Here is a 25,778-nt window from a genome sequence, read left to right on the forward strand (position 1 = left end):
CGAATGGGCGAATCGGGTCGAGTAACGTCCTTGCATGTCGAAGATCGTAACGGCGACCGGCCCGTCACGCACTACCTCGATGTGTTGCGCGGAGCGCCGCTGACAAGCAGAAGCTGATCGACGAGTTCGAGTTTCAACGGCTTGTCCGCGTCGAACTTCTTCTTTTCGATCGCGTACTTCCACCCGTCGCCATTACCCGGGTTGCGGTAGAACGCCACGACCGCGACGTAGTGCGTATCGGCCTGCATCGGTTGCGTAAGGCTCGCAGACGCGCCGGGATTCAACACGGCGGCAAGGTCCGCCTGCAGATCCATCTTGCGGTCCCTCAACTGATACACGTGCGCCGCGACAGATGTTGCGCGGCCGGCGTCGTCGCGGTTCAGCGCCTCGCGGGCGGACAGATCGACGTTGAGCATGTTGACTTGCTTGAAGAGCACCGCTCGATATGCGCTCGACGACGCGTCGGAAACGGATTGCCAGGCGCCGCACGCAGACAGCAGCATGACGGACGAGAAGATCGAAACAGCGAAACGGACGGACATCGGTCTTCCTCGGCAATGCATGGCGTAGGTCATGCGTGTATTGGTGTCGGCTGTCGTCGGTCGAACGCACGACACGAGCCGGCCGCAGAAGAACGGATGCACCGGCTGAAGCGCGCGCGCGTCATTCTGATCAAGCAAGCGATGCGGCGAGATGTGGATTCGGTGCCGGTGTGGGAACAGCCTCGTAGACGCCGAGCGCGATATTGACGATCCGCTCCTCGTCAGCGGGCAGCACGGTGGTCCAGCCGAGCCGGCGCGTATCGCGACGGCACTTCCATACGGACGTGCACGTCTGCCTTCACGCCAACATAGAGCTGCACGAAGGCCATCAGATCGCGATGCAGTCATGCACCGGGCAGCAGATCCTGCGCTTGTCGAGCATCCGCTGGGCGCAACGTCACCCGCACCGCCCGGCTCCGATATCCTCGAAAACGACGAACCCGGCGTGCTGGTGAGTTTTGAAATGACGTGCCATCTGAAGAAAGCCGGACTCGTGCGTTTCGGTACGTACTGCGAGCCGCCTCGGCGCATGTGGCTGACACGCGCGACCAAAGCGCATCGTTAACGTGCCGGCTGAATACCGGATCGGGTTTCGTCGCTTGCCGATCCGGCCAACCGATGTCGATACCAGCCGCGGCCCGCCCGCATCACACCGGCGCCGCATGCGCGCGCACCAGCGCAGCCAGCGCGTCCGCCGGTCGCGTCGCACCATAAACCCGCTCCGACACGCCAGTCTCCACATCGATCTGCCCCGCGTTGTGCGCGTCGTACAAATCGACGATCAGTTGCGCATGGCGCTCGCTGAGCCCGGCGCGCAATAGCGTCGCGGTCCATGCGTCGCGCGGAAGCGCTTGCGCGGCGATCTCCCGATCGGCCGCCGCGCCGAGCATATCCGCAATGTTCCGCACGCTCACGCGCTGCGGCCCCTCGATGCTGACGATACGCGGCCCGCGACTGAATTCAGCACGATCGATCAGCAGCCGCGCCGCCGCGATGCCCACATCGGGCGCCCAGACCGTCGGGAATACCTTGTCGACCGGATGATGAAAGCTCGGCAGCACGCCGGTCGCGAGCGCGACGGGCAGCACGCGCGTCCAGTTCTGCACATGTTCGGCCGAGCGCAGCAGCGTGAGCCGCGTCGGAACCGTCTTCAGATTTTGTTCCAGACGACGAAAAAGCCGCGTGATACCCGTGTTGCCGTCGCGCTCCGCGCCATAGTCCGACAGCGCCAGCAGCGCCGGCGGCGGGTTCGCGGCCAGCGCGCCCGTCACGACGTCGATCGTGTGCGCCATCGTCGCGGCCGGGTCGCGGTCTGCGACCGGCACCGGACACAGCATCTGCACCGCGTGCGCGCCGTCGATCGCTGCGGCGACCGCGCGTGCGTCGGACAGCTCGGCGATCGCGACGTCGCAGCCGAGTTGCACGAAGCGCTCTTGCTGGCGTGCGTCGCGCAACACCGCGCGCACGGGATGGCCTGCATGACGCAACGTCGTCACGGTCGACAAGCCGACGTTGCCGGATGCTCCGAATATCACGAACACGATCCGCTCCTGGGGATGAAGGTGACGTGATTGTCTGCGCTCACGGCCGACGCGACGCACACGGACAGATGATCCGGACAGGAACGGATGACGGATCAGGCGGCGGCCGGCGTCGCTGGCCGCAGGCCGGCAAGCCGCTGGACGATCGCGTTGGGGCCGCCCCGCTTCACCGGGCGAGCGGAAGCGCTCGGCGCGGCGCGTGCTTCAAGCGCTGCCGATCGCGAATTCGCCAAGCCACGGCGACACGGGGCTCGATCGCGCGCAACGGTGATCAATCATCCTTGCCGTCGTAAGCCAGCCTCGGCCCGCGCTGCGCGCCGGAGCGCGCGATTTCGGTCGGCGTCGCGCCGAGCACGCGGTTCATCCAGTTCGCCATGTGGCTCTGATGCGCGAACCCAGCCTCGAGCGCGATCTGGCTGATGCTGAGCCGCCCTTCGAGCAACAACGTCTTCGCGCGCTCGACGCGACGCCGTACCACATACTGATGCACCGGCATCCCGAGCGTCTCGCGAAACAGCACCTTGAAGTGCGGCACGCTGATCGACACGAGCGCCGCGAGTTCGGCCAGCGTCATCCGCCGTTCGAGATTGGCTTCGACATAGTCGATCACGCGCGCGGCCGCTTTCGGCGCAAGCGTCCGCCTGCGCTCGCGGAACGCCGGCTGGCTGTCGGCGAGCCGAGCGACCAGCGCCGTGCACAGGCTCTCCGCATAAAGCGGATCGGATGCGTCTTCCGCTTCGAGTTCGGCGGCCATCGCCCATGCGATGTGCTGCAGCCGCGGGTCGCGCACCTGCAGACGCCGCCGGATCTGCGCCTGCGCCGGCTTCAGTTCCAGTTGCTCGAACGTGCGCCGCACGAAGGCGTCGCTGAGCGCGATGTGCAGGATCCGGCAGTCGGCGCTGTCGGTCCACTGGCCCGGCAGCCCGGCCGGAACCACGTCGACGTCGCCGTGCGCCTGGATGCGCGACACGCGTTGGCCGTCGCACACGCAATCCGCGCGAACCGGCGAGCCGATATGCACGCCGATGCGGTGATGATCGGCAGCCGGAATCCGGTAGGTGCCCGCGCGAATCTGCAGCAGCGACGCGCCGAAGCCGCGCCAACCGAGCCCGCGGCTGGAGCGCAGACTGATCGGCACGCCGTTGTCGGCCGGCGCGGCGAGAATCGGATCGCTCATGGTTCCCCTCCACCAGATCGAGTGTCGAACGCGCATTGTGACGCTTTTTCGGCGCGCTTGCCGGCCTGGGCGCCGGCCTCCGTGCCGGTCTGATAAAAGATCATCCGTTTCTGCTCGAACCCGATCCGGACCTGCGCGCCAGCCGGCGCCGATACGCTTACGATCGCGTCATCCGACACCTACGGAGCCCGCCATGTCCGATTGCTGCCCGCGTCGCGCGGTGTTCACCGCACCGCCGCCGTCTCGCGCGCCCCGTCCGGCGCCGCGTCCGCGCTTGCGCGCTCATTCCCGTTTCGGTCGCGTTCGCGCCGCACTTGCCGCGTGCTGCCTGCGCATGATCGGCTGGTACCGGCTCGAACGGCTGCTCGCGTCGATTCCCGACAGCAACGACGACTTCGGCATCGCCTGAGCGCGCGAACGCGCCGCGCGACACGCCGAATTCACCGCCTATTTGCGCCGCCGCTCGTGCGGCGTCACCGTCGCGCCGTCGATCACCGGCGCGCCCTGCTTGATCAGGAAGTCGCGGAACAGCCCCGTCACCTGCGAGATTCGCCGGTCGGCGAGCGTGATCACGTACCACTCGCGCACGATCGGGTTGCCGGGAAACGGCAGTTGACCGAGCAGCCCGGTGCGCAGCTCGAGCGCACACGCGTGCAACGACAGGAACGCGACGCCGAGCCCGGCTTCGGCCATCTGCTTGATCGCCTCGTTGCTCGACAGTTCGGAGCCCACATGAAAGCGGTAGCCGGCCGTCTTGAACAGGCTCTCGACGGTCGAGCGCGTGCCCGCGCCGCGTTCGCGCACGAGCAGGTGCGCGGATTCGAGATCCTTCAGCGCGACGCGCTTGCGCTGCATCAGCGGATGGCCCGGCGCGGCGACGAACACCATCGGATGCTTCGCGAACTCGACCGCATGCGTGCGCAGCTCCTTCGGCGCGCTGCCCATCACCGCGAGATCGATTTCATGCGTCGCGAGCATGCGGATGATGTCGTCGCGATTGCCAACCTTGAAATACGTCTTCACGTGCGGACGCGTCGCGGTGAACTTCACGAGCAGCGGCGGGATCAGGTATTCGGCCGTCGTGATCGCGCCGATCCGCAGCGTGCCGCCGAGATCGCCGGTCAGCGCCGCCACTTCGTCGCCTGCCTCGCTCCACAAATGCAGAATCTCGCGCGCATACCGCGCGACGATCTCACCGGCTGCGGTCAGCTGCACGCCGCGCCCCACCCGCTGCAACAGCGCGGCGCCCACGGCCTCTTCGAGCAGGCGGATCTGCAGCGATACGGCCGGCTGCGTCAGGTTCAGCTCCTCGGCCGCGCGGGACACGCTGCCGAGCCGCGCAATCATGTCGAGCGCCTTCAACTGTCTGAACGTCGCGGTCTTTCCTATAAGTGAATACATATGAGTCGCTTATAAACATTAAATTGTTCGCGTAGGTTCAAAACTATATCGTCGGTCCTTGAGCAATGTCATCCGAATCGTCATCAGCGGGAGCCACAACATGGACACCATCACGCGTACCCTTGCAACGCAGCGCGCAGCGCGCGTGCCGCGCATTGTGATCGTCGGCGGCGGCGCCGGCGGCCTGCAACTCGCCACGCGGCTCGGCGACACGATCGGACGCCGCGCGCAAGCCGACATCGTGCTCGTCGACCGCTATCCGACGCACTTCTGGAAGCCGCTGCTGCACGAAGCGGCATCGGGCCATCGCGATCCGGCATCCCATACGATCGAGTACGCCGCGCAGGCGAAGCGACACGGCTTTCGCTTCGTGCAGGGCGCGCTGCAGCGGGTCGACCGCGCGGCCCGCACGGCGACGATCGCCGCCGTGCACGACGCGGATGGCACGGAGATCCTGCCGCAGCGCGAGCTCGACTACGACGATCTCGTACTGGCCGTCGGCAGCGTGACGAACTTCTTCGACGTGCCGGGCGCCGCGCGCCACGCGTTGCCGCTGGAAAACCTCGACCAGGCGGAAGACTTCCGCCGCAAGTTCCTCGCGGCATGCACGAAGGCGAACCACGCGGCCGAGCAGCAGCCCGCGCGGCGGGCCGCCCCGGTCTGCATCAACGTGATCGGCGCGGGCGCGACGGGCGTCGAACTGGCCGCGGCGCTGCGTGACGCAATCCAGCAACTGACGACGTATCGCTTCAAGGCGCTGGTGTCGGCGCGCGACGTGCACATCCGGCTGATCGAAGGCGGCCCGCGCATCCTGCCGGCGCTCGACGCCCGGCTGTCGGCGAAGATGCACGCGCGGCTGCGTTCGCTGAACGTCGACGTGCTGACGAATACGCGCGTCGCGGAAGTCGGCGCGGATGCGGTCACGACGGCTACCGGCGAGCGGCTTGCGAGCGACATCACGATCTGGGCGGCCGGCGTCGCGGGCCCGGCGATCTTGCGGGAAGTCGGCGACATTGCGCTCAACCGGTCGAATCAAGTGATCGTGACCGACATGCTGCAGACGCCCGACGATCCGCACGTGTATGCGTTCGGCGACTGCGCGGCGTGCCCGTCGGCCGATGCGGGCGGTTTCCTGCCGCCGCGCGCGCAGGTCGCGCACCAGCAGGCCGTGTATCTGAGCGACGCGCTCGCACGCCGTCTCGCGGGCAAGCCGGTCGCGGGCTTCACGTTCCGAGACGCGGGCACCGTCGTGTCGCTCGGCCAGGCCGGCGCCGTGTACCAGGCCGATCTCCGCGTGCGTTCGCGCTCGCTGATCGTCGACGGGCTGGCCGCAATCGGCCTGTACAAGCTCCTGTACCGCAAGCATCTGTTCAGCGTGTACGGGCTCAAGCGCGCGCTGTTCCAGTCGCTGGGCCATTGGCTGCAAAGCCGCAACCAGCCGTCGATCAAGCTGCACTGATCGCCGGCTGATACGCGGCATCGCGAGACGGCGTATCGGGCGCGAATCGCCCGATACGCCGTTTTTTTCATCCGCACATGCCCGGTGCATCCGTATCGTTCGCGTATCGGGTGCATCACATTGAAGCGCGTCGATGCAGCACGAATCGCGCGCAACCGGCGCATCCGCCGTATCCCGCGCGGGCTCTGGCTCACCCCACGATTCATTAGCTGAACCGTATGAGTCACATATAAATATTAATTGGTCGTATTTTCGGGATCGACGCTAAGGTGTGTGGCATTCCCGTCCGCGAACGGATCGTCACGTCTCAGGAGAGGAATCACCGTGGTCATCGAAGCCATCGTCACCCGTCTCGACGCCGCATTCGCGCAGATCGAAGCGACACCGGATTCGCATGAATCGCGCAATCAGCGCGATGCGATCATCCAGTGGCTCGACAGCGCATCGGAGCAAGGATATCGGCTCGGTCTCGTCACGACGCTGCCGGCTGCCCGGCTCAGCGACATGTTCGAAGGCCAGTTCGGCCGTGCGAATCTCGACCGCTTCTCGGTCGTCGTGACGGACGCGCATCAGCAGGAATCCGTATCGAATCAGCACCCATTCGACGTCGCGCTTCAGGCGCTGGGCGTGCCGCGCGAGCGCGCGGTGGCCGTCGCGAGCAGCGAACCGGAGCGTCGCGAAGCGGAGACGTTCGGCCTGTCGCGTTGCGTGCGCATCACCGATACCGTGCGCTCGATCGCACCGGCTGGCGTGCACTGATTGCCGCCCCTTCACGCGGGCCGGCCGCATGTCGACGATCGCGCGTCGAACGATCGACGCGCTCGCCGGCTTTCTTGTTGCTCAATGCTGAACCGTCGTGCTCACGCGTGCTACCTGCGTTGCCGTGCGCTTCGCGGCGACGTGAACTTTCGCGGCAGCGCCTGCAGCAGGTTGAGCCTTCGGCGCCTTTGCCTTTGAAGGTGCCGATGGTGCTTTCGACTCGGGTCTCGCGCCGACATGCGCGGCGGCCGTCACGTTCGGCGTCGCGCGAACGGTGTGCCGCACCGGCTTCGCGGTGACTGCATTGCTCGCTGCGGCGGGTGCGCGCTTGACCTGCGCCGCATACGTCTTGACGTCCTGGTCGCTCATCCACGATTCGGTGTAGGCCGCCGATACGGGATGCGACAGGTTGAAGTAGGCAACCGATGCCACAAGAAACGCACGAATATGCGTGCGACGATTGAATGCGCTGATGACGAATGCTCCTTGCGATCTGGCTTGATGCGCCGTGCTGGCGCCGTCGTGGCGGCACGATAAATGACGGCACCCGGCACCGCAAGCGTTCGAAGGGCAATTCAAACGATTCTTAACGTTTGAAACAGGACGTGCGCAGGTCGCCGCTGGACGCGCAATCGTCGCAGCAAGGGCTCAGCCGGCAGCGGGCGCGGCCCGCGAATACCGCTCGCGCTCGAAACGGCATCGTTCACGTGCGGCGTCCGCCGGCCGTTGAGCGTGGAATGCAAAACGGCAGGCCACGCCGAACTCCGATCCGGCGACGATGTCGAACCCGCATCGCCGGAGACTCCCATGAAACACGCCGCTTCGTTCGCCATCCTGATCCTGTTCGCCGCCGCGAGCTGGCCGGCCGCCGCCGGCACGGGCGAGGGCATGGGCACTCCTGCTGCGCAAGCGTCACGGCCGGCGAGAAACTGCGTGCCGCCGCGCAATACGTCGTCCGGCAGCGCGCCCGACGCCCGCGCTGCATCGAAAGCACCGCCGATTCGCGTGTGCGTCGGCGATTCCGACACGCAGTTGAACCTGCCGTGGTTCCTGACCGACGTGCTCACCGCCGTGGACACGCATCAGTCGCCACGCGAGTTGTTCCATAAGATGCGCAACGACTTCTGAGTCCGAGCGCCCGCGCCCCGAAGCGCGACACGCAAGCCCCCACAACAAGCGGCGGCAAGCACGCTGAACGTCGTCGACCGCGATCCGGCGACCTGAATCGCCCGAGGTGACGCGCGACGCAAATATTTCCTGTTGAGCATCAATCGCGCAAATACACCATTTGTTGAATATTATTATTTCGTAATCGAGCGTCCCATCGTATACTTGCGGCGCACCCTCCTCGTGCCAAGAGACGGTGTCTTCCATCCCGACCGCGCAACGACGCGGTCGGGGTTTTTTTCGGTGCGCGCCGCCAATATACATGCATAATCAATGTATGTTAGGGAGAAACGCGCCGAACCCGACGATTCCGCCGCGATGCCCGTTGATTGAATTCGCGAGCATGGAATCGACCCGCGCGCCGGCATCGGCGCGCATTACCGTGCCCGGGCCAGGCACGGCGCATGCATCGCGTCCATCCATCGACCGGTTCGACCTGCATTCCCATGCGTACAACAACAAATGCGATCCGAGGAGCCTCCGCACCGACGCCAGGCCCGAAGCCGGCATTCCAGCGCAGCGGGGTGTGGCTGCGCGTTGTCTCGTTCGTTGCGCTGCTCGTCTGCGTGCTGGTGCTCGTGCTGGCGTTGATCGTGGCCGAGCGCCTCGCGCGCGAATCGGTTGCCCGGCACGAACGCATCGTCGCGAACGACATCGTCGTCTCGGTCAACCACATCCTCGACGGGATTCGCTCGCGGCATCGGGACGAATTGAATGCGCTGGTCGGGCGGCCGTGCACCGCAATCTTCAGGACGCTCGCCGAAATCGGCACGCATCTGCGCTATCTGCGTGCCGTCGCGCTCGCCAACGACGGCCGAGTCACATGTTCGTCGGCGCTGGGCGCGATCGACGTATCGCTCGACGCATACCTGCACGCGCCGGAACCGGGGATGACGGCCATCGCGCTGCTTCAGCAGACGCCGTTTCAGCATCGCGTTCCAGTGCTCGCGGTATTTCGCGCGACTGCGCGCCAATCCGGCGTTCTTTATCTGGTCGAAGGCGACTATGTGGCCGACATGCTCGCGCACGGCACGCGCTTCGGCGCGGAAACGGCCACGCTGGCGGTGGAGGGCGCGGGCGGCATCGATCAGCATGGCCGGTTCGTGCCGCCGTCCGGTGCGGCGCGGACCGCAGGCAGCGCGATCGCTTCGCATACGTGGCCGTTCACGGTGTCCGTCACGTCGTCGCACTCCTACGTATCGCAAGTGACGCGTCGCTATCGGCTCGTCTGCATCACGATCGCGCTGCTGGTGAATGGACTCGTCGCGGCGGCCTACCTGCTCGCGATGGCGCCGCGCCGGCTGCTGCTGAAAGCCGTGCGCAATGCGCTGAACCGCAACGAATTTCATGTCGTGTACCAGCCGATCGTCGACGTCCAGACGCGCCGGACCGTCGGCGTCGAAGCGCTGCTGCGCTGGCAGCATCCAAAATGGGGGGCTATCAGCCCGGCGGTGTTCGTCCCGCAGGTCGAGTCCAGCGCGATCCTGCCGAAGGTCACCGAATTCGTGCTTCGGACGGCGGTAGCGGAACTGACCGACATCGCGCCGCCGATGCCGCTGCGCATCGCGATCAACATCGCGCCGAAGGATCTCGAACGCCCGCGCTTCGTATCGATCGTCGAAGACGCGATTCGCCGGCTTCCGCCGGGCTTCACGCTGGTGCTCGAAGTGACCGAGCGCATCCTGCTCGAAAAGAACGCGCGCACCACCGCGCTGTTTGCCGCGCTGCGCGCAGCGGGCGCGAAATTCGCAATCGACGACTTCGGCACCCATCACAGCAATCTCGACATGCTGTCGCGCTTTCCGTTCGACTACGTGAAGATAGATCGCCAGTTCATCTCGCAACTGACGACGGGCAACGCCCGGCTGATCGAAGGGATCGCCGCGCTCGCGCACCATTACGGCCTGAAGATCATTGCCGAGGGCGTGGAGACGGAGGAGCAGCACCGCGCGCTGCACGCGGTCGGCATCCAGTATGCGCAAGGCTACCTTTATCAGCGGCCGCAACGCGCGGAGCAGATGAAGCCGGATTGCACGCGGATGTCGGCCTGAGCGGTGCCCGGCGCGTCGCGCGCCGCACGAAAGGCGTCGAACGCGTGCCGGCACCCCGGCAACGTCACGCCAATCCTCGTACACTGAAGCACAGGGCCGGTACCGGGCGCGCGACGGCATCGCATTGCCATTACCGCGCGGAACGGTTGCACGCCCGCTCGTCGCGCGCTTCGAGCGGCGCAATCCGCGCGAATCGTGCCGCAGCACGGCCGCGCGCGGGCACGCCGCGATGCGGGTGCACCCGCTTTGATTCAGTGCGTCCAAGCCGCTATTCTTTTTTCGATCCCGATCAACCCGCGACCGGGCATGAATCCCTTGCGCTGTCATGGAATTCGCAGCGCAACTGCCACGTTGAACGAGTTTCCCGATGACGCCAGACCAGCCACAGCCCATTCTTTCGGACCCTCAGCCGGCCGCGCACGATCAATCGCTGCTCGACCGCTACGCGGAGTTCCGCTTTCAGACGGTCGTGGCGTCGATTACCGACTATGCGGTCTTCATGCTCGACCCGCACGGCAACGTCGCGACGTGGAATACCGGCGCGGAGCGCATCAAGGGATACCGCGCGGACGAAATCGTCGGCACCCATTTCTCACGCTTCTATCCGGCCGAGGCGGTCGCCGCCGGCATCCCCGCGCATGCGCTCGAGGTCGCGGCCGCGTACGGCCACTTCCAGGACGAAAGCTGGCGCCTGCGCAAGGACGGGTCGCGTTTCTGGGCAAGCGTGACGATCACGGCCGTGCGCGACGATTCGAACGAACTGCGCGGCTTCATCAAGATCACGCGCGACATGACCGAGCGCAAGCGTGTCGAGGAGCTCGAAGCGGCCGCGCAGCGGCTGGACGTCTTCATCGCGACGCTCGCGCACGAGTTGCGCAACCAGCTCGCGCCGCTGCGGCATACGATCGGGATTCTGCACAGCGTGCCGCCGTCCGAACTGGGCCCCACGCTCACGCAATGCAAGGACATCGCCGATCGCCAGATCGGGCAGCTGGTCCGGCTCGTCGACGATCTGCTCGATATCGGCCGCATTAAATCGGACAAGATCGAATTGAAGATGACGCCGCTGAACGTGTGCGACATCGTATATCGCAGCGTACAAGGCATTCAGCCGAAGGTCGACGCACGCGGCCAGCAGATTCTCATGCGGCTGCCGCCGGCGCCCGTGATCGTGAACGGCGACGACGTGCGGCTCGTGCAGGTGCTGTACAACGTGCTCGACAACGCGTCGAAATATTCGCCGAACGACGAACGCATCGAGATCCACGTGCGCACCGAGGGGAACGTGGTGGCGATCGATGTCGTCGACCGCGGGATCGGCATCGTGCCCGGCGCGCAGGAATCGATCTTCAACCTGTTCGAACAGGAGACCAGCGCGGGACGCTACGCGGCCGGCGGGCTCGGCGTCGGCCTCGCGATCAGCCGGAAATTCGTCGAGCTGCACGGCGGCAGCATCACCGCCGACAGTACCGGCATCGGCAAAGGATCGTCGTTTACCGTGCGGCTTCCAATCGCGCGGCAGCACGATCGTGCGGACACGGCGCCGGCCGCGCCGGCGGCCTCGGCGACGCACCCGCTACGAATCCTGATCGTCGACGACAATCAGGAAGCGGCCGATACGCTCGGCATCCTGCTGCAGATCAAGGGGCACACGACGCGCGTCGCGTATCACGCGCGAGACGCGCTGCCGCTTGCGCGCGAGTTCGCGCCGCACCTGATGCTGATCGATCTGAGCATGCCGGACGTCAGCGGGTTCGAGCTGCTGCAGCAGTTGAAGACGACCGGCGCCGCACCCGATGCGATGTACGTCGCGCTGTCGGGCCACGTGCGCTCGTCGGATCGCAAGGATACCGAAGATGCCGGTTTCCACGATCATTTCGCGAAGCCGATTCCGATCGATGCGCTCGACGGCTTGCTTGCGCGCGTCGAGGACGATGCGCGGCGCCGCGGACGGCTGTGACGATGCGCGCGAGCGCTGCGATCCTGCTGCGCGCCGCGCATTCGCATCTGTATCCCGGCCGTATCGGGACGGCGGAAAACGTGGCGGCGCGCATCGCGGCGCCCGCGTCTTCGCGCGGCCGATCCCGCCGCACCGCATGGCGCGTCGCGCGGCGGCGCCCTGCCGCCTGATGCCAGCGGCGCCGCGTTCGGCGGCATTCGCCCGCAGGCGCTAAAATCCGCCGCCTGGGCATCCACGACGAGCAAGCGTTTTGACGGAGTTCGAGCAGGGTTTCATCCTCACCCGCCACTGGCGGGATACGGCGTCCGGCATCGAGATCGAGTTCTGGCTGGCAACCGGACACGGCCCGCGCCGCGTGCGGCTGCGCCCGCAGGAAGCCGTCGCGTTCGTGCCGGCCGAGCAGCAGGCGCTCGCCGAACGCGCGCTTGCAGGCGAACGCGATGCCGAACTGCGCCCGCTCGCACTGCGCGACTTCCGCCAGCGCCCCGTCGCCGGGCTCTACTGCCGCCGCTACCGCCATCTGTCCGGCCTCCAGAAACGCCTTGCGGCAGCCGGTATCGACGTCTACGAAGCCGACATCCAGCCGCCCGACCGCTACACGATGGAGCGCTTCATCACCGCGCCGGTGCTGTTTCGCGGCACGCCAAGCCGCGACGGCACGCTCATCGACGGCGAGCTGAAACCCGCGACTGGCTATCGCCCGACGCTGCGCTGCGTGTCGCTCGATATCGAGACGAGCGTGCACGGCGAGCTGTATTCGATCGCGCTCGAAGGCTGCGGGCAGCGGCAGGTCTACATGCTCGGCCCGCCGAACGGCGACGCGCGGCATGCGGCCGGCTTCCGCCTCGACTACTGCGACAGCCGCGCCGAGATCCTCGCGCGGCTCAACGACTGGTTCGCCGAACACGATCCCGATGCGGTGATCGGCTGGAACCTCGTGCAGTTCGACTTGCGCATCCTGCACGCGCACGCGGAACAATACGGCGTGCCGCTGAAGCTCGGGCGCGGCGGCAGCGTGCTCGAGTGTCGCGCGCACGGCCAGCAGCCCGATCACTTCTTCGCGGGCGCGGCCGGCCGCCTGATCCTTGACGGCATCGACATGCTGAAATCGGCGACGTGGACGTTCCCGTCGTTCAGCCTCGAATACGTGTCGCAGTCGCTGCTCGGCGAAGGCAAGTCGATCGACAATCCTTATCAGCGGATGGACGAGATCCAGCGCCGCTTCGATCACGACAAGCCCGCGCTCGCGCACTACAACCTGAAGGACTGCGAACTCGTCACGCGCATCTTCGAGAAGGCCGACCTGCTGTCGTTCGCGCTCGAACGCGCGACCGTCACCGGCCTTGCGGCGGATCGTACCGGCGGCTCGGTCGCCGCGTTCACGCACCTGTACCTGCCGCGCATGCACCGGCTCGGCTACGTCGCGCCGAACCTCGGCGACGTCGTCGGACAGAACAGCCCCGGCGGCTTCGTGATGGACTCGCGGCCCGGCCTGTACGACTCGGTGCTCGTGTTCGACTACAAGAGCCTGTATCCGTCGATCATCCGCACGTTCCTGATCGACCCCGCCGGACTCATCGAAGGGCTCGCGCATCCGGGCGACGATACGTCCGTGCCCGGCTTTCTCGGCGCGCGCTTCTCGCGCACCGCGCATTGCCTGCCCGACATCGTGCGGCACGTCTCGGAAGGCCGCGACGAAGCGAAACGCCAGCACAACGCGCCGCTGTCGCAGGCGCTGAAGATCATCATGAACTCGTTCTACGGCGTGCTCGGCTCGACCGGCTGCCGGTTCTTCGATCCGCGCCTTGCGTCGTCGATCACGATGCGCGGCCACGAGATCATGCATCGCACGCGCGAGCTGATCGAGGCGCAGGGTTACGAAGTGATCTACGGCGACACCGATTCGACGTTCGTGTGGCTCGGACGCGAGCACGACGACGATGCGGCGGCCGCCAAGGGCCGCGCGCTCGTCGAACACGTGAACCGCTGGTGGCACACGCATCTGCGCGATCGCTTCGGACTGGAGAGCGCGCTCGAACTGCAATACGAGCGCCATTACCGCCGCTTCCTGATGCCGACCGTGCGCGGGGCGGAGGAAGGCAGCAAGAAGCGCTACGCGGGCCTCGCGCGCGCGGCGGATGGCGGCGAAGACCTCGTGTTCAAGGGGCTCGAAACGGTGCGCACCGACTGGACGCCGCTCGCGCAGGAATTCCAGCGGGAACTCTATCGGCGCGTGTTCAAGCGCGAACCGTACCAGGAATTCATCCGCGATTACGTGCGGCGCACGCTCGCGGGCGAGTACGACGCGCAACTGGTCTATCGCAAGCGGCTGCGGCGGCCCTTGAGCGAATATCAACGCAACGTGCCGCCGCACGTGCGCGCCGCGCGGATCGCCGACGAGTTCAACCATGCGCAAGGCCGCCCACTGCAATACCAGCGTGGCGGCTGGATCAGCTACGTGATGACGATGGCCGGCCCGGAGCCGCTCGAGACGATGCGCGCGCCGATCGACTACGCGTTTTACGTGAGCCGTCAGTTGCAGCCGGTTGCCGATGCGATCCTGCCGTTCCTGCGCGACGACTTCGAACGCGTGATTTCAGGGCAGGGGCAATTGTTCTGATGCCTACGCCGGACCACATTCGGCCCCGCTGCGCCCGATAAAGCGGGACACGGCATGCGAGCCAGCCGGCGCCACGCCCATCCAGCTAAAATACCGCGCTGCCGCGCGTCCCGCCGCGGCCGGAGGACACTCACATGACCGCACGTCGCGGTGCCGCGGTCGCAATCGCGCCCGGTCACGAGACAGCCAGCCTGTCGAAAGCGCAGAAAACGTTCAATACGCTCGTCAAGCAGATCGAAAAGCGGCGCGAGCGGCTCGGCGCATGGGACGCGGTGATGCCCGCGTTCCAGAAGAAGTTCATCGACGGGCTGTTGCCGCTCGAACGGGAATCGACCGCACTGCGGATTCAACTGATCCATCTGCTCGACGACGCGTTCCTGCAGAAGGGTCTGAGCAAGGCGGAGCAACGCACGCTGTCCGACCTGATCGCCGGCATGGCGAGCGATTTGCTGCAGGTCAGCGACGACGCGACGCTGAAGGTCATTTACAACCGGCATGCCGAAGCCGCGCACGCCGGTCTCGCAGCGGCTGCTTCCGAGCCGGCCGAACCTGAACGAGAACCCGAATCGCAATCGCAGGACGATCTCGATTCGCTGTCGCCCGACGAGCTTGCCGAGCGGATGCAAGCCGAACTCGATGCCCAGTTCGAACGCGACATGGCCGCTCACGCGGCGCGCGAGGCGCAGCGCGCAAAGCGCAAGAAAGCACCGAAGCAATCGGCCGCGCAGGCGCGGATCGAAGCCGAGCAGGCCGAATCGAACAAATCGATTCGCGAGATCTATCGCAAGCTGGCCAGCGCACTGCATCCCGATCGCGAATCCGATCCGAACGAACAGGCGCGCAAGACCGCGCTGATGCAGCGGGTCAATCGCGCTTACGACAAGGGCAACCTGCTGCAGCTGCTGGAACTGCAGCTGGAGATCGAACAGATCGACCGGCGTGCGATCGACGGTCTCAGCGAAGCGCGGCTCGCGCGCTACAACGGCATCCTCGACGAACAACTGCGCGAACTCGATCAGGAAATCCAGCACGTCGAGAACGATTTCCGGCGCACCTACGGCATCGCGTCGTCCACGAAGGTCGCACCCGATACCGTGCTGCGCATGCTCACGCGCGACATCGCCGGCATGCAGCGCAGCAACCAGGACCTGACCGTCGCGCTGCGCGAGTTCGAGGATCCGGACAACGTCCGGGACTGGCTGAAGGACTTGAAGCGGCGGCCCGCATCGTCACGCTTCGACGACGATTCGTATTGAGCGGCCCCGCCTGCATCACTGCGGCTCGCCCATCCCGCCCATCAGCCTCATCAACTGCTCGCGCAGCCACTGGCTGCCTTGATCCTGATCGGCGCTGCGATGCCAGTAGCAGAAGTATTCGAGCCCCGGCATCTCGAACGGCAGTTCGAGAATCCGCGCCGGATAGCGCCGCAGCAGCCTGAGCGGTGCCGTCAGCGCAAGATCGCTGCGCATCGCGATCAGCGGCGCGACCATGTAGTGCTGCACGCGCATCTGGATGGTGCGGCGCAGCCCGAGCCGCGTCAGTTCCGCGTCGACGTGCCCGCTGCCCTTGCGGCGGCTCGACACGTGGATGTGCCCCATCGACAGGTAGTCGTCCATGGTCAGCGTGTCGCCCTTGAACGGGTGATCGTCGCGGATCATGCACGCGTAGCGGTCGCGCACGAGCAGCGTCTGGTGCAGATGCGGATCGCCGATCAGCGGCGCGTCGATCGCGATGTCGACGGAGCCGTTCGCGAGCGCGGTCGCCACTTCGCGGCGCTCCATCGTGTAGCTGCGCACGTGCATGCCGGGCGCATGCGTTTGCAGCAGTTCGCCGAGCGCGGGCAGCAGCAGCGCTTCGGTCAGATCGCTCATGCTCAACCGGAACACGCGCTCGGACGAACCCGGATCGAACACGTCGCCTTCGTGCGCGCTCGAATCGAGCAGCTGCAGCGCCTCACGCACGCGGCCGACGATGTTCTCGGCCATCGGCGTCGGCATCATGCCGGCCGGCGTGCTGACGAACAGCGGATCGTTCAGCGTCTTGCGCAGCCGCGCCAGCGCGTTGCTGACGGCCGGCTGCGTGAGGTTCAGCACCTCGGCCGCGCGCGTCAGGTTGCGCTTGTTGTAGATCGCCTCGAATACGACGAACAGGTTCAGATCAATCTTCGAAAGACGCATCGCCGGCCTCCTGTAGGGCCTGTTCCCGCTCATAACGGGCTTGCGCTGGCCGCCAGAAGGATTTTTTAGATCAGGGGAACGTGCGTTCGCAAGCCCGTTATGAGCGGGAACAGGCCCTACATCTTACGGCGTGCGCCATTCGTTCGTCCACGCCGCGCCGCTCAACCGCGCGGCGGGCGCGTCAGGTACGGTTCCGTCGCGCCGCGCACCGCATCCTTGATCTCCATCCGCGCGATCGCCTGCAGATGCACCTCGTCCGGGCCGTCGGCGAAGCGCAGCGCGCGGCCCCAGGTCCACATATCGGCGAGCGGCGTGTCCGGGCTCAGGCCCATCGCGCCGAACACCTGCATCGCGCGGTCGCACACGTCGGTGTACACGGTCGGCACGAGCGCCTTGATCATCGAGATTTCCTTGCGCGCCGCCTTCGCGCCGACCTTGTCGATCATCCACGCGGCCTTCAGCACGAGCAGCCGCGCCTGGTCGATCTGGATGCGCGAGCGCGCGATCCACTCGCCGATCGTGCCGTGCCGGTTCAGCGGCTTGCCGAACGCCTCGCGCGACTGCGCGCGGTCGATCATCAGTTCCAGCGCGAGCTCCGCCGCGCCGATCGAACGCATGCAGTGGTGGATGCGGCCCGGCCCGAGGCGCGCCTGCGCAAGCGCGAAGCCGCTGCCTTCCTCGCCGAGCAGGTTGCGCGCCGGCACGCGCACGTTGTCGAACGTGATCTCGCAGTGGCCTTCCGGTGCATGGTGATTGACCACCGTGATGTTGCGCACGACCGTCACGCCCGGCGTGTCGCGCAGCACGAGGATCATGCTCTGCTGCCGGTGCGATTCCGCTTGCGGATCGGTCTTGCCCATCACGATGAAGATCTTGCAGTTCGGATGCGCGGCGTTCGTGATGAACCACTTGCGGCCGTTGATCACGTAGTCGCCGCCGTCGCGCTCGATGCGCGTCGTGATGTTGGTCGCATCCGACGACGCGACGTCGGGCTCCGTCATCGCGAACGCCGAGCGGATCTCGCCGCGCAGCAGCGGCAGCAGCCACTGCTCGCGCTGCTCGGGCGTCGCGAACATGTGCAGCAGCTCCATGTTGCCGGTATCCGGCGCGTTGCAGTTGAACACCTCCGACGCCCAGCTCACGCGCCCCATGATCTCGGCGAGCGGTGCGTATTCGAGGTTGGTCAGGCCCGTGCCGGGCTCGTCGTCCTTCAGGTGCGGCAGGAACAGGTTCCACAGCCCTTCGGCCTTCGCGCGTTCCTTCAGTTCCTCCATGAACGACACGGGATACTGCCCCGCGTGCACTTCGTCGTTCCACTGCCGGATGCGCGGCACGATGTGCGCATCCATGAACGCACGCACGCGTTCGCGCAATTCTTCCACTTTCGGGGTGTAGCCAAAGTCCATGATCGACTCCTCGAGATTCCGTGTTTCCGTTCGTTCGGTTCAGAAGGCCGACACGCCGCCGTCGACGGCGACGGCCTGCCCGGTCAGATAGGTGTTTTCCTTCGCGCACAGCATCAGCATCGCCGCGACGACTTCGTCGGGCCGGCCGAGCCGCTTCATCGGCGAGCCCTGCGCGAGAAAGTCCTGACGGTCGCCGATGTCGCTGTCGGTGACCATCGGCGTCGTGCTGTAGAACGGGCACACCGCATTCACGCGAATGCCGTGGCGCGCGTATTCGAGTGCGGCCGTCTTCGTGAGCCCGACCACCGCGTGTTTCGATGCCGCATACGCAGCGAGCTTCGGCGCGCCGCCGAGCCCCGCCATCGACGCGACGTTCAGGATCACGCCTTCACGCTGCGCGAGCATCTGGCGGATCTGATGCTTCATCCCGAAGAACACGCCTTTCGCGTTCACCGCGAAGCTGACGTCGAGATCGGCTTCTTCGGTATCGATCAGCGCCTTCATCGGCGGGGCGATGCCCGCGTTGTTGATGCCGACGTCGAGCCGGTCGAAGCCGGCGACGGCCGCCTGCACCAGCGACGCGACGTCGGCTTCGACGCGCACGTCGCAGCGCTGCGCGATCACGTCCGTGCCGCCCGCGCGCAGCTGCGCGGCCACGCGTTCGAGCGCTGTGTCGTTGACATCACCGAGCGCGAGCCGCGCGCCCATCGCGGCCAGCTCGCTCGCGAGCAGCGCGCCGAAGCCGCTCGCGGCGCCGGTGATCATCACCGACTGCCCGGCGTAGCTGTCGAGTTTCATCGCGCGCTCAGATCGTCAGGCCGCCGTCGACGACGATGCATTCGCCGTTCGTGTAGCTCGCCGCGTCCGACACCAGGTACAGCACGGTGCCGGCCATCTCGCGCGGCTCCGCGTGGCGGCGCAGCGGGATCTTGGTCATCCAGGTTTCGTAGATGTCCTTGTCGGCGAACAGCGCACCGGCGAACTTCGTCTTCGTGAGGCCCGGCAGCAGCGCGTTCACGCGGATGCCGAACGGCCCGCATTCCTTCGCGAACGCTTTCGTCATGTTGACGACCGCGGCCTTCGTGATCGAGTAGATGCCCTGCCGGTCGCCCGGCTGCAGCGCATTCACCGACGCGGTGTTGACGATCGCGCCGCTGCCCTGCGCCTTCATCAGCTTGCCGGCTTCGACCGACATGAAGAAGTAGCCGCGGATGTTCACGTCGACGGTCTTTTCATACGCGGCGAGATCGGTGTCGAGGATATGCCCGAAATACGGGTTCGCGGCCGCGTTGTTCACGAGGATGTCGAGCCGGCCGTGCTTGCCGCGGATCGACTCGAACGTCGCGGCGATGTCCTCCAGCCGCCCGACGTGGCACGCGAGCGCTTCCGCGCGGCCGCCCGCCGCGACGATCGCGTCCGCGACCGCCTGGCAGTCGTCGAGCTTGCGGCTCGACACGATCACGTGCGCGCCCTGCTGCGCGAGCAGCTTCGCGATTTCCTCGCCGATGCCGCGGCTCGCGCCCGTCACCAGCGCGATCTTGCCCGTCAGGTCGAACAGATTCGTTGCCATGTTGCTGTGCTCCTCCATTGATGTGTTGTCGGGTCGCGGCGTGGCGACGCAACCGATGTCCGCGCGTTCAGCGATGCGCGTCGATCACGCCGACGGCCATCTCGGCCAGCCGGCCGGCCATCGCGCCCACGCGCAGCGCCTGCTCGCTCGACGCGTTGCCCTGCAGCGCGCGCGCCTTCACGCCCTGCGCGATCGCGGCGAGCCGGAAAAAGCTGAACGCGAGATAGAAATGCCAGTCGCGAATCGGTTCGATCCCGCGCAGTTCGCAATAGCGCGCGACGATCGCCGCTTCGTCGGGGATCCCGAGTGCCGCGCGATCCTGGCCCGCGAGCCCGCGCACCTGTCCGCCCGACGGCAATCGCAGGCACATGCAGAAATACGCGAGATCGGCGAGCGGATTGCCGAGCGTCGACAGCTCCCAGTCGAGCACGGCCTGCACGCGATAGCCGTCGCGCGCGAACATCAGGTTGTCGATCCGGAAGTCGCCATGCACGAGCGCGGGCCGGCTCACGTCTTCCGGGCAGGCCTTCGGCAGCCAGCCGATCAGCGTCTCCATCGCGTCGAGGCGCTCGGTTTCCGCCGCGCGATACTGCTTCGTCCACACGCCGATCTGGCGCTCGAAGTAGTTGCCGGGGCGGCCGTAGTCGGCAAGACCGACCGCGTCGACGTCCACGTCGTGCAGCGCGGCCATCGTGCGGATCAGCGCGTCGTAGCACGTCGCGCGATCGGCCGTCGGCAATTCCGGCAGCGCCGGATCCCAGAAGATCCGGCCGTCCTCGAAGCTCATCACGTAGAACAGGCTGCCGATCACGTCGCGGTCTTCGCAGAGGTGATACGGATGCGCGACCGGCACCGCGGTGCCCGACAGCGCGCTTAGCACGCGGAACTCGCGATCGACCGCATGCGCGGACTTCAGCAGCTCGCCGGGCGGCTGGCGGCGCAGTACGTAGCGGCCGCTCTTCGCATGCAGCAGGAAGGTCGGGTTCGACTGGCCGCCGGCAAACTTCTCCATGTCGAGCGGGCCTTCGAAGCCCGGCACGTGCGCTTCCAGATAGCGTGTGAGCCGGGCTGCGTCGAGGGGCTGGGAAGGGTTCGTCATCGTCGCGATCGTTCGGAAGGTCAGCCGTACGTGCGCCACGCATGTCGTTCGGGATCCTCGAGGTGCGGGATGCCGTTGAACGACGCCAGGTGGAACGCGTCGGCGTTGAAGAAAAACTGCGAAAGACTGCTGTTGCGGATCTGCAGGTTCAGCGCGATCGCGCTCGACGGCGGGGCGGCGAGCACCTGCTGCACCGTCACGGCGATCGGGCCGCCGGAACTCACCGCGAGCACGCGCTGGCTGCCGCCGGCGCGGATCGCGGCGCGTGCGTCGGCCACGCGCTGCTGGAAGTTCGACCAGGTCTCGGGCGCGGTGTCGCCGAGCTTGTCGTCGGCCCACAGGTGCAGCACCTGGCGCAGTGCGCGGAAGTGCTCCTTCATCGAGCCGGCCGCGAGCCGCGCGATCTCCGGATAGTCACTGGCCGCTGCCGCGAACAGCCCGTGGAAGTCGTATTCGTTCAGGCCGGAATGGCGATCGACGTGCACGCCTTCGCCGCCCATCCCGCGCAGGATCGCGGCGACCGTCTGCGCATGGCGGTTCATCGTGCCGCAGATCACGCGGTCGAACGTCAGGCGCTGATGCGCGAAGTATTCGCCGAGCCACACGCCTTGCTGCTCGCCCGCGGCGGACAGGCGGTCGTAGTCGTCCGTGCCGAACGACGCCTGCCCGTGCCGTACCAGAAAGAGTTCAGCCATTTGCCCGCCTGCCGCGTGAGGGAAACCGAAGGCCCAGCATAGCGACCGGGCCCGCATTTTTGAAATTTATTTTCTGAATCGATCAGTATTCATCGCGTGAATTCATGGGTGGTCGGCCTATTCAGACAATGCGCTTGCAGTGCCTTTCACCTCCCGGCGTCGCGGCACGCGAATTGCGACATCCGCCATCGTCATGTCACCACGTTCAGGAGGGATGCGATGCTCGGTACGATCCTTATCATCGTTCTGATTCTGCTGCTCATCGGAGCATTTCCCGCGTGGCCGCACAGCCGTGAGTGGGGCTACTGGCCGTCGGGCGGTCTCGGGCTGATCGTCATCATCGTCGTGGTATTGGTGCTGTTGGGGCGGATCTGACGGCTGCCGGCGCCGGCACGCGGCGAGGAACGGGCGGCCCGCGCGGTCCTGCCGGCCCCTTCGTCGTGGATTCTTTACACGACAGGGTCGGCAAGGACACGCAGCATACGGGCGCGCCGCCCGTTACTGGCCGCCTTCCAGCCGCAGCTGGAGCCGGCTCTTCACCGACGTCACGCCCGCCACCTGGCGGGCCGCGTCGACGGCGGCCCGGTCCTGCGCTTCATCGGTGATCAGCCCGGCCAGCGTCACGTCGCCGGTTTTCGCCCGCGCGAACACCGTGACCTGCGCGTTGCCGATACCGGGCGCCTTCATCACGGCCTGACGCACCTTCTTCGCAAACGCGCGATCGGCCGCTCGCTCGGCTTTCCTTGCTGCGCGCGGCGATGCGTTCGGCGCGGACGCCGACGCCACGGCGGTGGCGGTATCGGACTGCGCATGGCCGGCCATCGGCGACAGCGCCACGAAACCTGCAATGACGATTGCAAAACGGTGCTTCATCAGATTTCTCCTGGACGGGAACAAACGGGAAAGGACAAGCCGCCAGCCTTCAGGCCGTGGCGACGGTCAACGCGTGCACGCGCGCGCGACCACGGCCGCGCGGCACCGCGAGCGCGGCAAGCGCGCGTTCGTCGGCCTGCAGCGCGAGCGCCAGCGTCGCGCGCACGTGATCGACGAACGTGCGGACTTTCGCATCGACGAATCGGCGGGACGCATACATCACGTACACGTCGAGCATCGTCAGCCGGTAATCGGGCAGCACGCGCACGAGCCGCCCACTGCGCAGATCGTCGATCACCGAATAGATCGCGAGCGACCCGATGCCGAGACCGGCATGCAGCGCGATCGACAGCGATTCCGGCGCGTTCGCCTGAAACGGCGCGTCCGGCACCGCATGGACGACCGTGTCGCCGGCGGCGCCGTGCAGCCGCCATTCGCCATGTGCTTCGGCGGGCGTATCGAGACGCAGGCAAGTGTGGTTCGCGAGATCGGCCGGCGTCGCCGGCGTGCCGTGGCGCTCGAGATAGGCACGCGACGCGACCAGCACGCTGTGCGACGTCCCGCACGAATGCGCGATGTAGCCCGAGTCGGGCAGGTTCGACGCGGTAACGATCGACACGTCGTAGCCCTCCTCGACGAGATTCGGCATGCGTTGCGAGTAGGTCATCTCGATCGAGACGTCAGGAAAGCCGGCCTGATACGCGATGGCCGCCGCGGTCACGTGGCTCTGCCCGAGGCCGGGCATCGTATGCACGCGCAGGCGCCCGTACGGGCGCACCAGCGCATTTCGCGCCTCGGCGTTGGCCTGGTCGACGTCGCCGAGGATCGACAGCAGGCGTTCGAAGTAGCGGCGCCCGCTGTCGGTCAGCGCGATCTTGCGGGTAGTCCGGTGCAGCAGGCGGATCTGCGCATACGCCTCCAGGCTCGCGATGGCCCTCGACACCTGCGCGGTGGCGACGTCCGTCTGTTTCGCCACGGCGGTGAAGCTGCCGGCCTGCACGACGCGCACAAACGTCCGCATGTTCTCGAGCATGTCCATTTCGACCCATCGTCCATTGCGGCGGCGCCCGCGCAGCGCGGCGCCGGCGGCGACGCATTCAGTGGTCCCGATTGTCCGGCAATCCACGCCGCGGCTTCAGCCCCCCGAGCGGGGGGCTGAAGTGTCCGCACGTCATGTGGAATGCTTGGCGTTTGCGGCGATGGCGGCCCGCAGCGCCGGCTCCGCCGCCGGCGTCACCAGTACGATCTTGCCGATATGGCGACCGGAATCCATCAGCTCGTGCGCGGCCCGCGCATCGTGCAGCGCGAACAGCCGGTACACCTGCGGCTTGACGGTGCCTTGCCGGATCAGCGGCCACACGGCGTGCTCGAGCTCGCGAATGATCTGCGCCTTCTCCTCGTAGGTGCGCGAGCGCAGCGTCGAGCCGATGTGCGTGAGCCGCTTCGTCAGCATCGGGAACAGATCCAGTTCCTTCGCCGGGCCGTTGATCACGCCGATCTGCACGATGCGGCCGTTCAGCGCGGCTGCCTTGAAATTGCGCGCGACGTAGTCGCCTGCGATGATGTCGACGATCACGTCGACGCCCTTGCCGTCGGTAAAGCGCGCAACCGCCTCGACGAAATCCTCGTTGCGGTAGTCGATCGCGTGATCGGCGCCGAGGCGCACGCTCGCGTCACGCTGCGCGTCCGAACCGACGGTCGTGATGATCTTCGACGCGCCGAACGCCTTCGCCAGCATCGTCGCCGTCGTGCCGATGCCGGACGCGCCGCCGTGGATCAGCACGCTTTCGCCGGCCTTGAACCCGCCGCGCTGAAACAGGTTCAGCCAGACCGTCATGAAGGTTTCCGGCATCGCCGCCGCTTCCGCCATCCCGAGGCCCTCGGGAATCGCAAGCGTATTGCTTTCGTTCGCGACCGCGTATTCCGCGTAGCCGCCGCCCGGGATCAGCGCGCACACCCGATCGCCGATCGCGAAGCGCGTAACGTCGCGGCCGATCGCGACGACTTCACCCGCGACCTCGAGGCCGGGAATGTCCGACGCGCCGGGCGGCGGATCGTACAGCCCCTTGCGCTGGAACACGTCGGGGCCGTTGACGCCGGCCGCATGAATGCGGATCAGCACTTCGCCGGCAGCGGGCGACGGTACCGCACGGGTCGCCGGCACGAGCACTTCGGGGCCGCCGGGGCGCACGATCTCGATCGCGGTCATGTCGGCGGGGAGCGGTTTCACGTCATCAATCACGATATGATCCTCAACGTTCGTCGATGCCTGACCGATTCACGGGCCGTCCCGGAATCGCGGCATCGCAATGTGTGTGAACGGAGTCTAGGGGCGACGCTGCGCGCACACACGCAGCGAATTGCCGGTCGAGGAATGCAAAAATGCATCAGTCGGGACACGCGATGAACTGGGACGACGCGCGCGTCTTTCTCGCGATTCATCGCGAGCGCACGCTGCGCGGCGCGGCACGAACGCTCGGTATCGACCAGGCAACCGTCGGGCGGCGGCTCGCGACGCTCGAGCACATGCTCGGCGCGACGCTGTTCCTGCGCTCGTCGAACGGCTATCTGCCCACGCCGGTCGGCGAACTCGCGTTACGCGCCGCCGAGGCGATGGAGCAGCACGCGCACGAGCTGGTGCGGTTGACGCAAGGCGTCGACCGGCGGCTCGCCGGTGAGGTGAAGATCACGACGACCGACGCGCTCGCGCTCGAATTCGTGATGCCGGCGATCGCGCGGCTGCACGCGAAGCATCCGGACGTGTCGGTCGCGTTGAACACGTCGACGCAGATCCTGAATCTCGCGAAGCGCGAAGCCGATATCGCGATCCGCACGGTGCGGCCCGAGAATCCCGATCTCGTCGCGCGCCGCCTGGCACGCTGGGACATGGGCCTGTTCGCGTCGCACGACTACCTGCACCGGCACGGCGAGCCCGAGCGCGGCCATGCGTTCGCGGGGCACGACCTCGTCGTCTACCAGCCGTACATCGACGCGAGCCGCGCCCCGACGATCGCACGCGAGCCGATCGGCGGCGGCCGCATCGTCGCGCGCACGACTTCCAATCTGATGATGCGCGCGGCGCTGCGCTCGGGTCTCGGGATCGGCGAGATTCCGGTTCACATGGGGGAGCGCGACGGGCTTGCACGCGTGTGGCCGGAACGCGTTCGCGCGGCGCCGTACGAAGTGTGGCTCGTCACGCATCGCGACCTGCGCCACACCGCGCGGATTCGCGCGACGATCGACGAAATCTCGGCGTCGTTCGCCGTGCATCGTTGACGCCG

The 25,778-nt window shown here is 66.7% G+C and carries 24 protein-coding genes and 2 pseudogenes; 11 read left to right on the plus strand and 15 right to left on the minus strand.

Annotation, left to right across the window (positions count from 1 at the left end):
* Window positions 1-71: 71 nt before the first annotated feature.
* Window positions 72-542: a type VI secretion lipoprotein TssJ gene (locus BSE24067_RS06525; RefSeq protein WP_174904719.1), complete on the minus strand. Its 471-nt coding sequence runs from the start codon at window positions 540-542 to the stop codon at window positions 72-74.
* A 130-nt stretch (window positions 543-672) separates the two neighbouring features.
* A pseudogene (locus BSE24067_RS32400) lies at window positions 673-964 on the minus strand (type VI secretion system baseplate subunit TssG); the annotation flags it as partial.
* Here BSE24067_RS32400 and BSE24067_RS06530 point away from each other — a divergent pair.
* A pseudogene (locus BSE24067_RS06530) lies at window positions 961-1,107 on the plus strand (type VI secretion system baseplate subunit TssE); the annotation flags it as partial. The pseudogenes BSE24067_RS32400 and BSE24067_RS06530 overlap by 4 nt on opposite strands.
* Before the next feature lie 82 nt (window positions 1,108-1,189).
* Here BSE24067_RS06530 and BSE24067_RS06535 read toward each other — a convergent pair.
* Together BSE24067_RS06535 and BSE24067_RS06540 are read right to left on the minus strand one after the other, a co-directional pair.
* Window positions 1,190-2,083 (minus strand): NAD(P)H-binding protein, encoded by an 894-nt coding sequence (locus tag BSE24067_RS06535; protein WP_151066173.1) that lies wholly within the window; start codon window positions 2,081-2,083, stop codon window positions 1,190-1,192.
* 271 nt (window positions 2,084-2,354) lie between these two features.
* Window positions 2,355-3,260: an AraC family transcriptional regulator gene (locus BSE24067_RS06540; RefSeq protein ID WP_151066172.1), complete on the minus strand. Its 906-nt coding sequence runs from the start codon at window positions 3,258-3,260 to the stop codon at window positions 2,355-2,357.
* Between the two features lie 274 nt (window positions 3,261-3,534).
* Between BSE24067_RS06540 and BSE24067_RS32775 the strand changes: the two genes are divergently transcribed.
* On the plus strand, window positions 3,535-3,669 hold the full coding sequence (locus BSE24067_RS32775) for a hypothetical protein (protein ID WP_279612898.1): 135 nt from the start codon (window positions 3,535-3,537) through the stop codon (window positions 3,667-3,669).
* 38 nt (window positions 3,670-3,707) lie between these two features.
* On the opposite strand, the gene BSE24067_RS06550 is transcribed toward BSE24067_RS32775, so the two are convergent.
* Window positions 3,708-4,661 carry a LysR family transcriptional regulator gene (locus tag BSE24067_RS06550; protein ID WP_151066170.1) on the minus strand — a complete coding sequence of 318 codons (954 nt, stop codon included), beginning with the start codon at window positions 4,659-4,661 and terminating at the stop codon, window positions 3,708-3,710.
* A gap of 100 nt (window positions 4,662-4,761) precedes the next feature.
* On the opposite strand from BSE24067_RS06550, the gene BSE24067_RS06555 reads away from it, so the two are divergent.
* Window positions 4,762-6,120 (plus strand): NAD(P)/FAD-dependent oxidoreductase, encoded by a 1,359-nt coding sequence (locus tag BSE24067_RS06555; protein WP_151066169.1) that lies wholly within the window; start codon window positions 4,762-4,764, stop codon window positions 6,118-6,120.
* A 324-nt stretch (window positions 6,121-6,444) separates the two neighbouring features.
* Window positions 6,445-6,879, plus strand: a complete 435-nt coding sequence (locus tag BSE24067_RS06560; RefSeq protein ID WP_151066168.1) for a phosphatase — start codon at window positions 6,445-6,447, stop codon at window positions 6,877-6,879.
* 81 nt (window positions 6,880-6,960) lie between these two features.
* On the opposite strand, the gene BSE24067_RS06565 is transcribed toward BSE24067_RS06560, so the two are convergent.
* Window positions 6,961-7,248: a transcriptional regulator gene (locus BSE24067_RS06565; RefSeq protein ID WP_174904715.1), complete on the minus strand. Its 288-nt coding sequence runs from the start codon at window positions 7,246-7,248 to the stop codon at window positions 6,961-6,963.
* A 438-nt stretch (window positions 7,249-7,686) separates the two neighbouring features.
* On the opposite strand from BSE24067_RS06565, the gene BSE24067_RS06570 reads away from it, so the two are divergent.
* From BSE24067_RS06570 to BSE24067_RS06590, 5 genes are all read left to right on the plus strand, one after another.
* The gene (locus tag BSE24067_RS06570) at window positions 7,687-8,007 is read left to right on the plus strand and encodes a hypothetical protein (RefSeq protein ID WP_151066166.1); all 321 of its coding nucleotides are present in this window, start codon (window positions 7,687-7,689) and stop codon (window positions 8,005-8,007) included.
* A 443-nt stretch (window positions 8,008-8,450) separates the two neighbouring features.
* The gene (locus BSE24067_RS06575) at window positions 8,451-10,097 is read left to right on the plus strand and encodes an EAL domain-containing protein (protein ID WP_151066165.1); all 1,647 of its coding nucleotides are present in this window, start codon (window positions 8,451-8,453) and stop codon (window positions 10,095-10,097) included.
* 367 nt (window positions 10,098-10,464) lie between these two features.
* Window positions 10,465-12,057 carry a PAS domain-containing hybrid sensor histidine kinase/response regulator gene (locus BSE24067_RS06580; RefSeq protein WP_151066164.1) on the plus strand — a complete coding sequence of 531 codons (1,593 nt, stop codon included), beginning with the start codon at window positions 10,465-10,467 and terminating at the stop codon, window positions 12,055-12,057.
* Between the two features lie 250 nt (window positions 12,058-12,307).
* A complete protein-coding gene (locus BSE24067_RS06585; protein WP_151066163.1) occupies window positions 12,308-14,677 on the plus strand; it encodes a DNA polymerase II in 2,370 nt (789 codons plus the stop codon).
* A gap of 134 nt (window positions 14,678-14,811) precedes the next feature.
* Window positions 14,812-15,933 (plus strand): J domain-containing protein, encoded by a 1,122-nt coding sequence (locus BSE24067_RS06590; RefSeq protein WP_151066162.1) that lies wholly within the window; start codon window positions 14,812-14,814, stop codon window positions 15,931-15,933.
* 15 nt (window positions 15,934-15,948) lie between these two features.
* On the opposite strand, the gene BSE24067_RS06595 is transcribed toward BSE24067_RS06590, so the two are convergent.
* The 6 genes from BSE24067_RS06595 to BSE24067_RS06620 form a co-directional block, all read right to left on the minus strand.
* Entirely contained in the window at window positions 15,949-16,854 is a 906-nt protein-coding gene (locus tag BSE24067_RS06595; RefSeq protein WP_151066161.1) for a LysR family transcriptional regulator, read from the minus strand.
* A 161-nt stretch (window positions 16,855-17,015) separates the two neighbouring features.
* Complete coding sequence (locus tag BSE24067_RS06600) at window positions 17,016-18,260, minus strand: acyl-CoA dehydrogenase family protein (protein WP_151066160.1); 1,245 nt, start codon at window positions 18,258-18,260, stop codon at window positions 17,016-17,018.
* 39 nt (window positions 18,261-18,299) lie between these two features.
* A complete protein-coding gene (locus tag BSE24067_RS06605) occupies window positions 18,300-19,058 on the minus strand; it encodes an SDR family NAD(P)-dependent oxidoreductase (protein WP_151066159.1) in 759 nt (252 codons plus the stop codon).
* A 7-nt stretch (window positions 19,059-19,065) separates the two neighbouring features.
* Window positions 19,066-19,830, minus strand: coding sequence for an SDR family oxidoreductase (locus BSE24067_RS06610; protein ID WP_151066158.1), 765 nt, complete (start codon window positions 19,828-19,830; stop codon window positions 19,066-19,068).
* 67 nt (window positions 19,831-19,897) lie between these two features.
* Complete coding sequence (locus tag BSE24067_RS06615; RefSeq protein ID WP_151066157.1) at window positions 19,898-20,929, minus strand: phosphotransferase; 1,032 nt, start codon at window positions 20,927-20,929, stop codon at window positions 19,898-19,900.
* Between the two features lie 20 nt (window positions 20,930-20,949).
* Window positions 20,950-21,624 (minus strand): histidine phosphatase family protein, encoded by a 675-nt coding sequence (locus BSE24067_RS06620; protein WP_151066156.1) that lies wholly within the window; start codon window positions 21,622-21,624, stop codon window positions 20,950-20,952.
* A 219-nt stretch (window positions 21,625-21,843) separates the two neighbouring features.
* Between BSE24067_RS06620 and BSE24067_RS06625 the strand changes: the two genes are divergently transcribed.
* The gene (locus tag BSE24067_RS06625; protein ID WP_151066155.1) at window positions 21,844-21,999 is read left to right on the plus strand and encodes a DUF3309 family protein; all 156 of its coding nucleotides are present in this window, start codon (window positions 21,844-21,846) and stop codon (window positions 21,997-21,999) included.
* Window positions 22,000-22,122: 123 nt separating this feature from the next.
* On the opposite strand, the gene BSE24067_RS06630 is transcribed toward BSE24067_RS06625, so the two are convergent.
* The 3 genes from BSE24067_RS06630 to BSE24067_RS06640 form a co-directional block, all read right to left on the minus strand.
* Entirely contained in the window at window positions 22,123-22,497 is a 375-nt protein-coding gene (locus BSE24067_RS06630; protein WP_151066154.1) for a BON domain-containing protein, read from the minus strand.
* A 49-nt stretch (window positions 22,498-22,546) separates the two neighbouring features.
* Window positions 22,547-23,536, minus strand: coding sequence for a LysR family transcriptional regulator (locus BSE24067_RS06635; protein ID WP_151066153.1), 990 nt, complete (start codon window positions 23,534-23,536; stop codon window positions 22,547-22,549).
* Between the two features lie 132 nt (window positions 23,537-23,668).
* The gene (locus tag BSE24067_RS06640; protein WP_151066181.1) at window positions 23,669-24,706 is read right to left on the minus strand and encodes an NAD(P)H-quinone oxidoreductase; all 1,038 of its coding nucleotides are present in this window, start codon (window positions 24,704-24,706) and stop codon (window positions 23,669-23,671) included.
* Window positions 24,707-24,879: 173 nt separating this feature from the next.
* Between BSE24067_RS06640 and BSE24067_RS06645 the strand changes: the two genes are divergently transcribed.
* Window positions 24,880-25,773, plus strand: a complete 894-nt coding sequence (locus BSE24067_RS06645) for a LysR family transcriptional regulator (RefSeq protein WP_244130508.1) — start codon at window positions 24,880-24,882, stop codon at window positions 25,771-25,773.
* Window positions 25,774-25,778: the final 5 nt, after the last annotated feature.

It is taken from the genome of Burkholderia latens (genome assembly GCF_902499045.1).
In the GTDB taxonomy this organism is placed as follows: domain Bacteria; phylum Pseudomonadota; class Gammaproteobacteria; order Burkholderiales; family Burkholderiaceae; genus Burkholderia; species Burkholderia latens.

Bases quoted from the DNA above. Each gene is read 5' to 3' on its own strand.
- BSE24067_RS06565 (WP_174904715.1), bottom strand. From the start codon at position 7,248: ATGAGCGACCAGGACGTCAAGACGTATGCGGCGCAGGTCAAGCGCGCA.
- BSE24067_RS06615 (WP_151066157.1), bottom strand. From the start codon at position 20,929: ATGACGAACCCTTCCCAGCCCCTCGACGCAGCCCGGCTCACACGCTAT.
- BSE24067_RS06570 (WP_151066166.1), top strand. From the start codon at position 7,687: ATGAAACACGCCGCTTCGTTCGCCATCCTGATCCTGTTCGCCGCCGCG.
- BSE24067_RS06640 (WP_151066181.1), bottom strand. From the start codon at position 24,706: ATGACCGCGATCGAGATCGTGCGCCCCGGCGGCCCCGAAGTGCTCGTG.
- BSE24067_RS06600 (WP_151066160.1), bottom strand. From the start codon at position 18,260: ATGGACTTTGGCTACACCCCGAAAGTGGAAGAATTGCGCGAACGCGTG.
- BSE24067_RS06610 (WP_151066158.1), bottom strand. From the start codon at position 19,830: ATGGCAACGAATCTGTTCGACCTGACGGGCAAGATCGCGCTGGTGACG.
- BSE24067_RS06540 (WP_151066172.1), bottom strand. From the start codon at position 3,260: ATGAGCGATCCGATTCTCGCCGCGCCGGCCGACAACGGCGTGCCGATC.
- BSE24067_RS06575 (WP_151066165.1), top strand. From the start codon at position 8,451: ATGCATCGCGTCCATCCATCGACCGGTTCGACCTGCATTCCCATGCGT.
- BSE24067_RS06525 (WP_174904719.1), bottom strand. From the start codon at position 542: ATGTCCGTCCGTTTCGCTGTTTCGATCTTCTCGTCCGTCATGCTGCTG.
- BSE24067_RS06555 (WP_151066169.1), top strand. From the start codon at position 4,762: ATGGACACCATCACGCGTACCCTTGCAACGCAGCGCGCAGCGCGCGTG.
- BSE24067_RS06635 (WP_151066153.1), bottom strand. From the start codon at position 23,536: ATGGACATGCTCGAGAACATGCGGACGTTTGTGCGCGTCGTGCAGGCC.
- BSE24067_RS06630 (WP_151066154.1), bottom strand. From the start codon at position 22,497: ATGAAGCACCGTTTTGCAATCGTCATTGCAGGTTTCGTGGCGCTGTCG.
- BSE24067_RS06625 (WP_151066155.1), top strand. From the start codon at position 21,844: ATGCTCGGTACGATCCTTATCATCGTTCTGATTCTGCTGCTCATCGGA.
- BSE24067_RS06580 (WP_151066164.1), top strand. From the start codon at position 10,465: ATGACGCCAGACCAGCCACAGCCCATTCTTTCGGACCCTCAGCCGGCC.
- BSE24067_RS06620 (WP_151066156.1), bottom strand. From the start codon at position 21,624: ATGGCTGAACTCTTTCTGGTACGGCACGGGCAGGCGTCGTTCGGCACG.
- BSE24067_RS06595 (WP_151066161.1), bottom strand. From the start codon at position 16,854: ATGCGTCTTTCGAAGATTGATCTGAACCTGTTCGTCGTATTCGAGGCG.
- BSE24067_RS06605 (WP_151066159.1), bottom strand. From the start codon at position 19,058: ATGAAACTCGACAGCTACGCCGGGCAGTCGGTGATGATCACCGGCGCC.
- BSE24067_RS06645 (WP_244130508.1), top strand. From the start codon at position 24,880: ATGCATCAGTCGGGACACGCGATGAACTGGGACGACGCGCGCGTCTTT.
- BSE24067_RS06590 (WP_151066162.1), top strand. From the start codon at position 14,812: ATGACCGCACGTCGCGGTGCCGCGGTCGCAATCGCGCCCGGTCACGAG.
- BSE24067_RS06550 (WP_151066170.1), bottom strand. From the start codon at position 4,661: ATGTATTCACTTATAGGAAAGACCGCGACGTTCAGACAGTTGAAGGCG.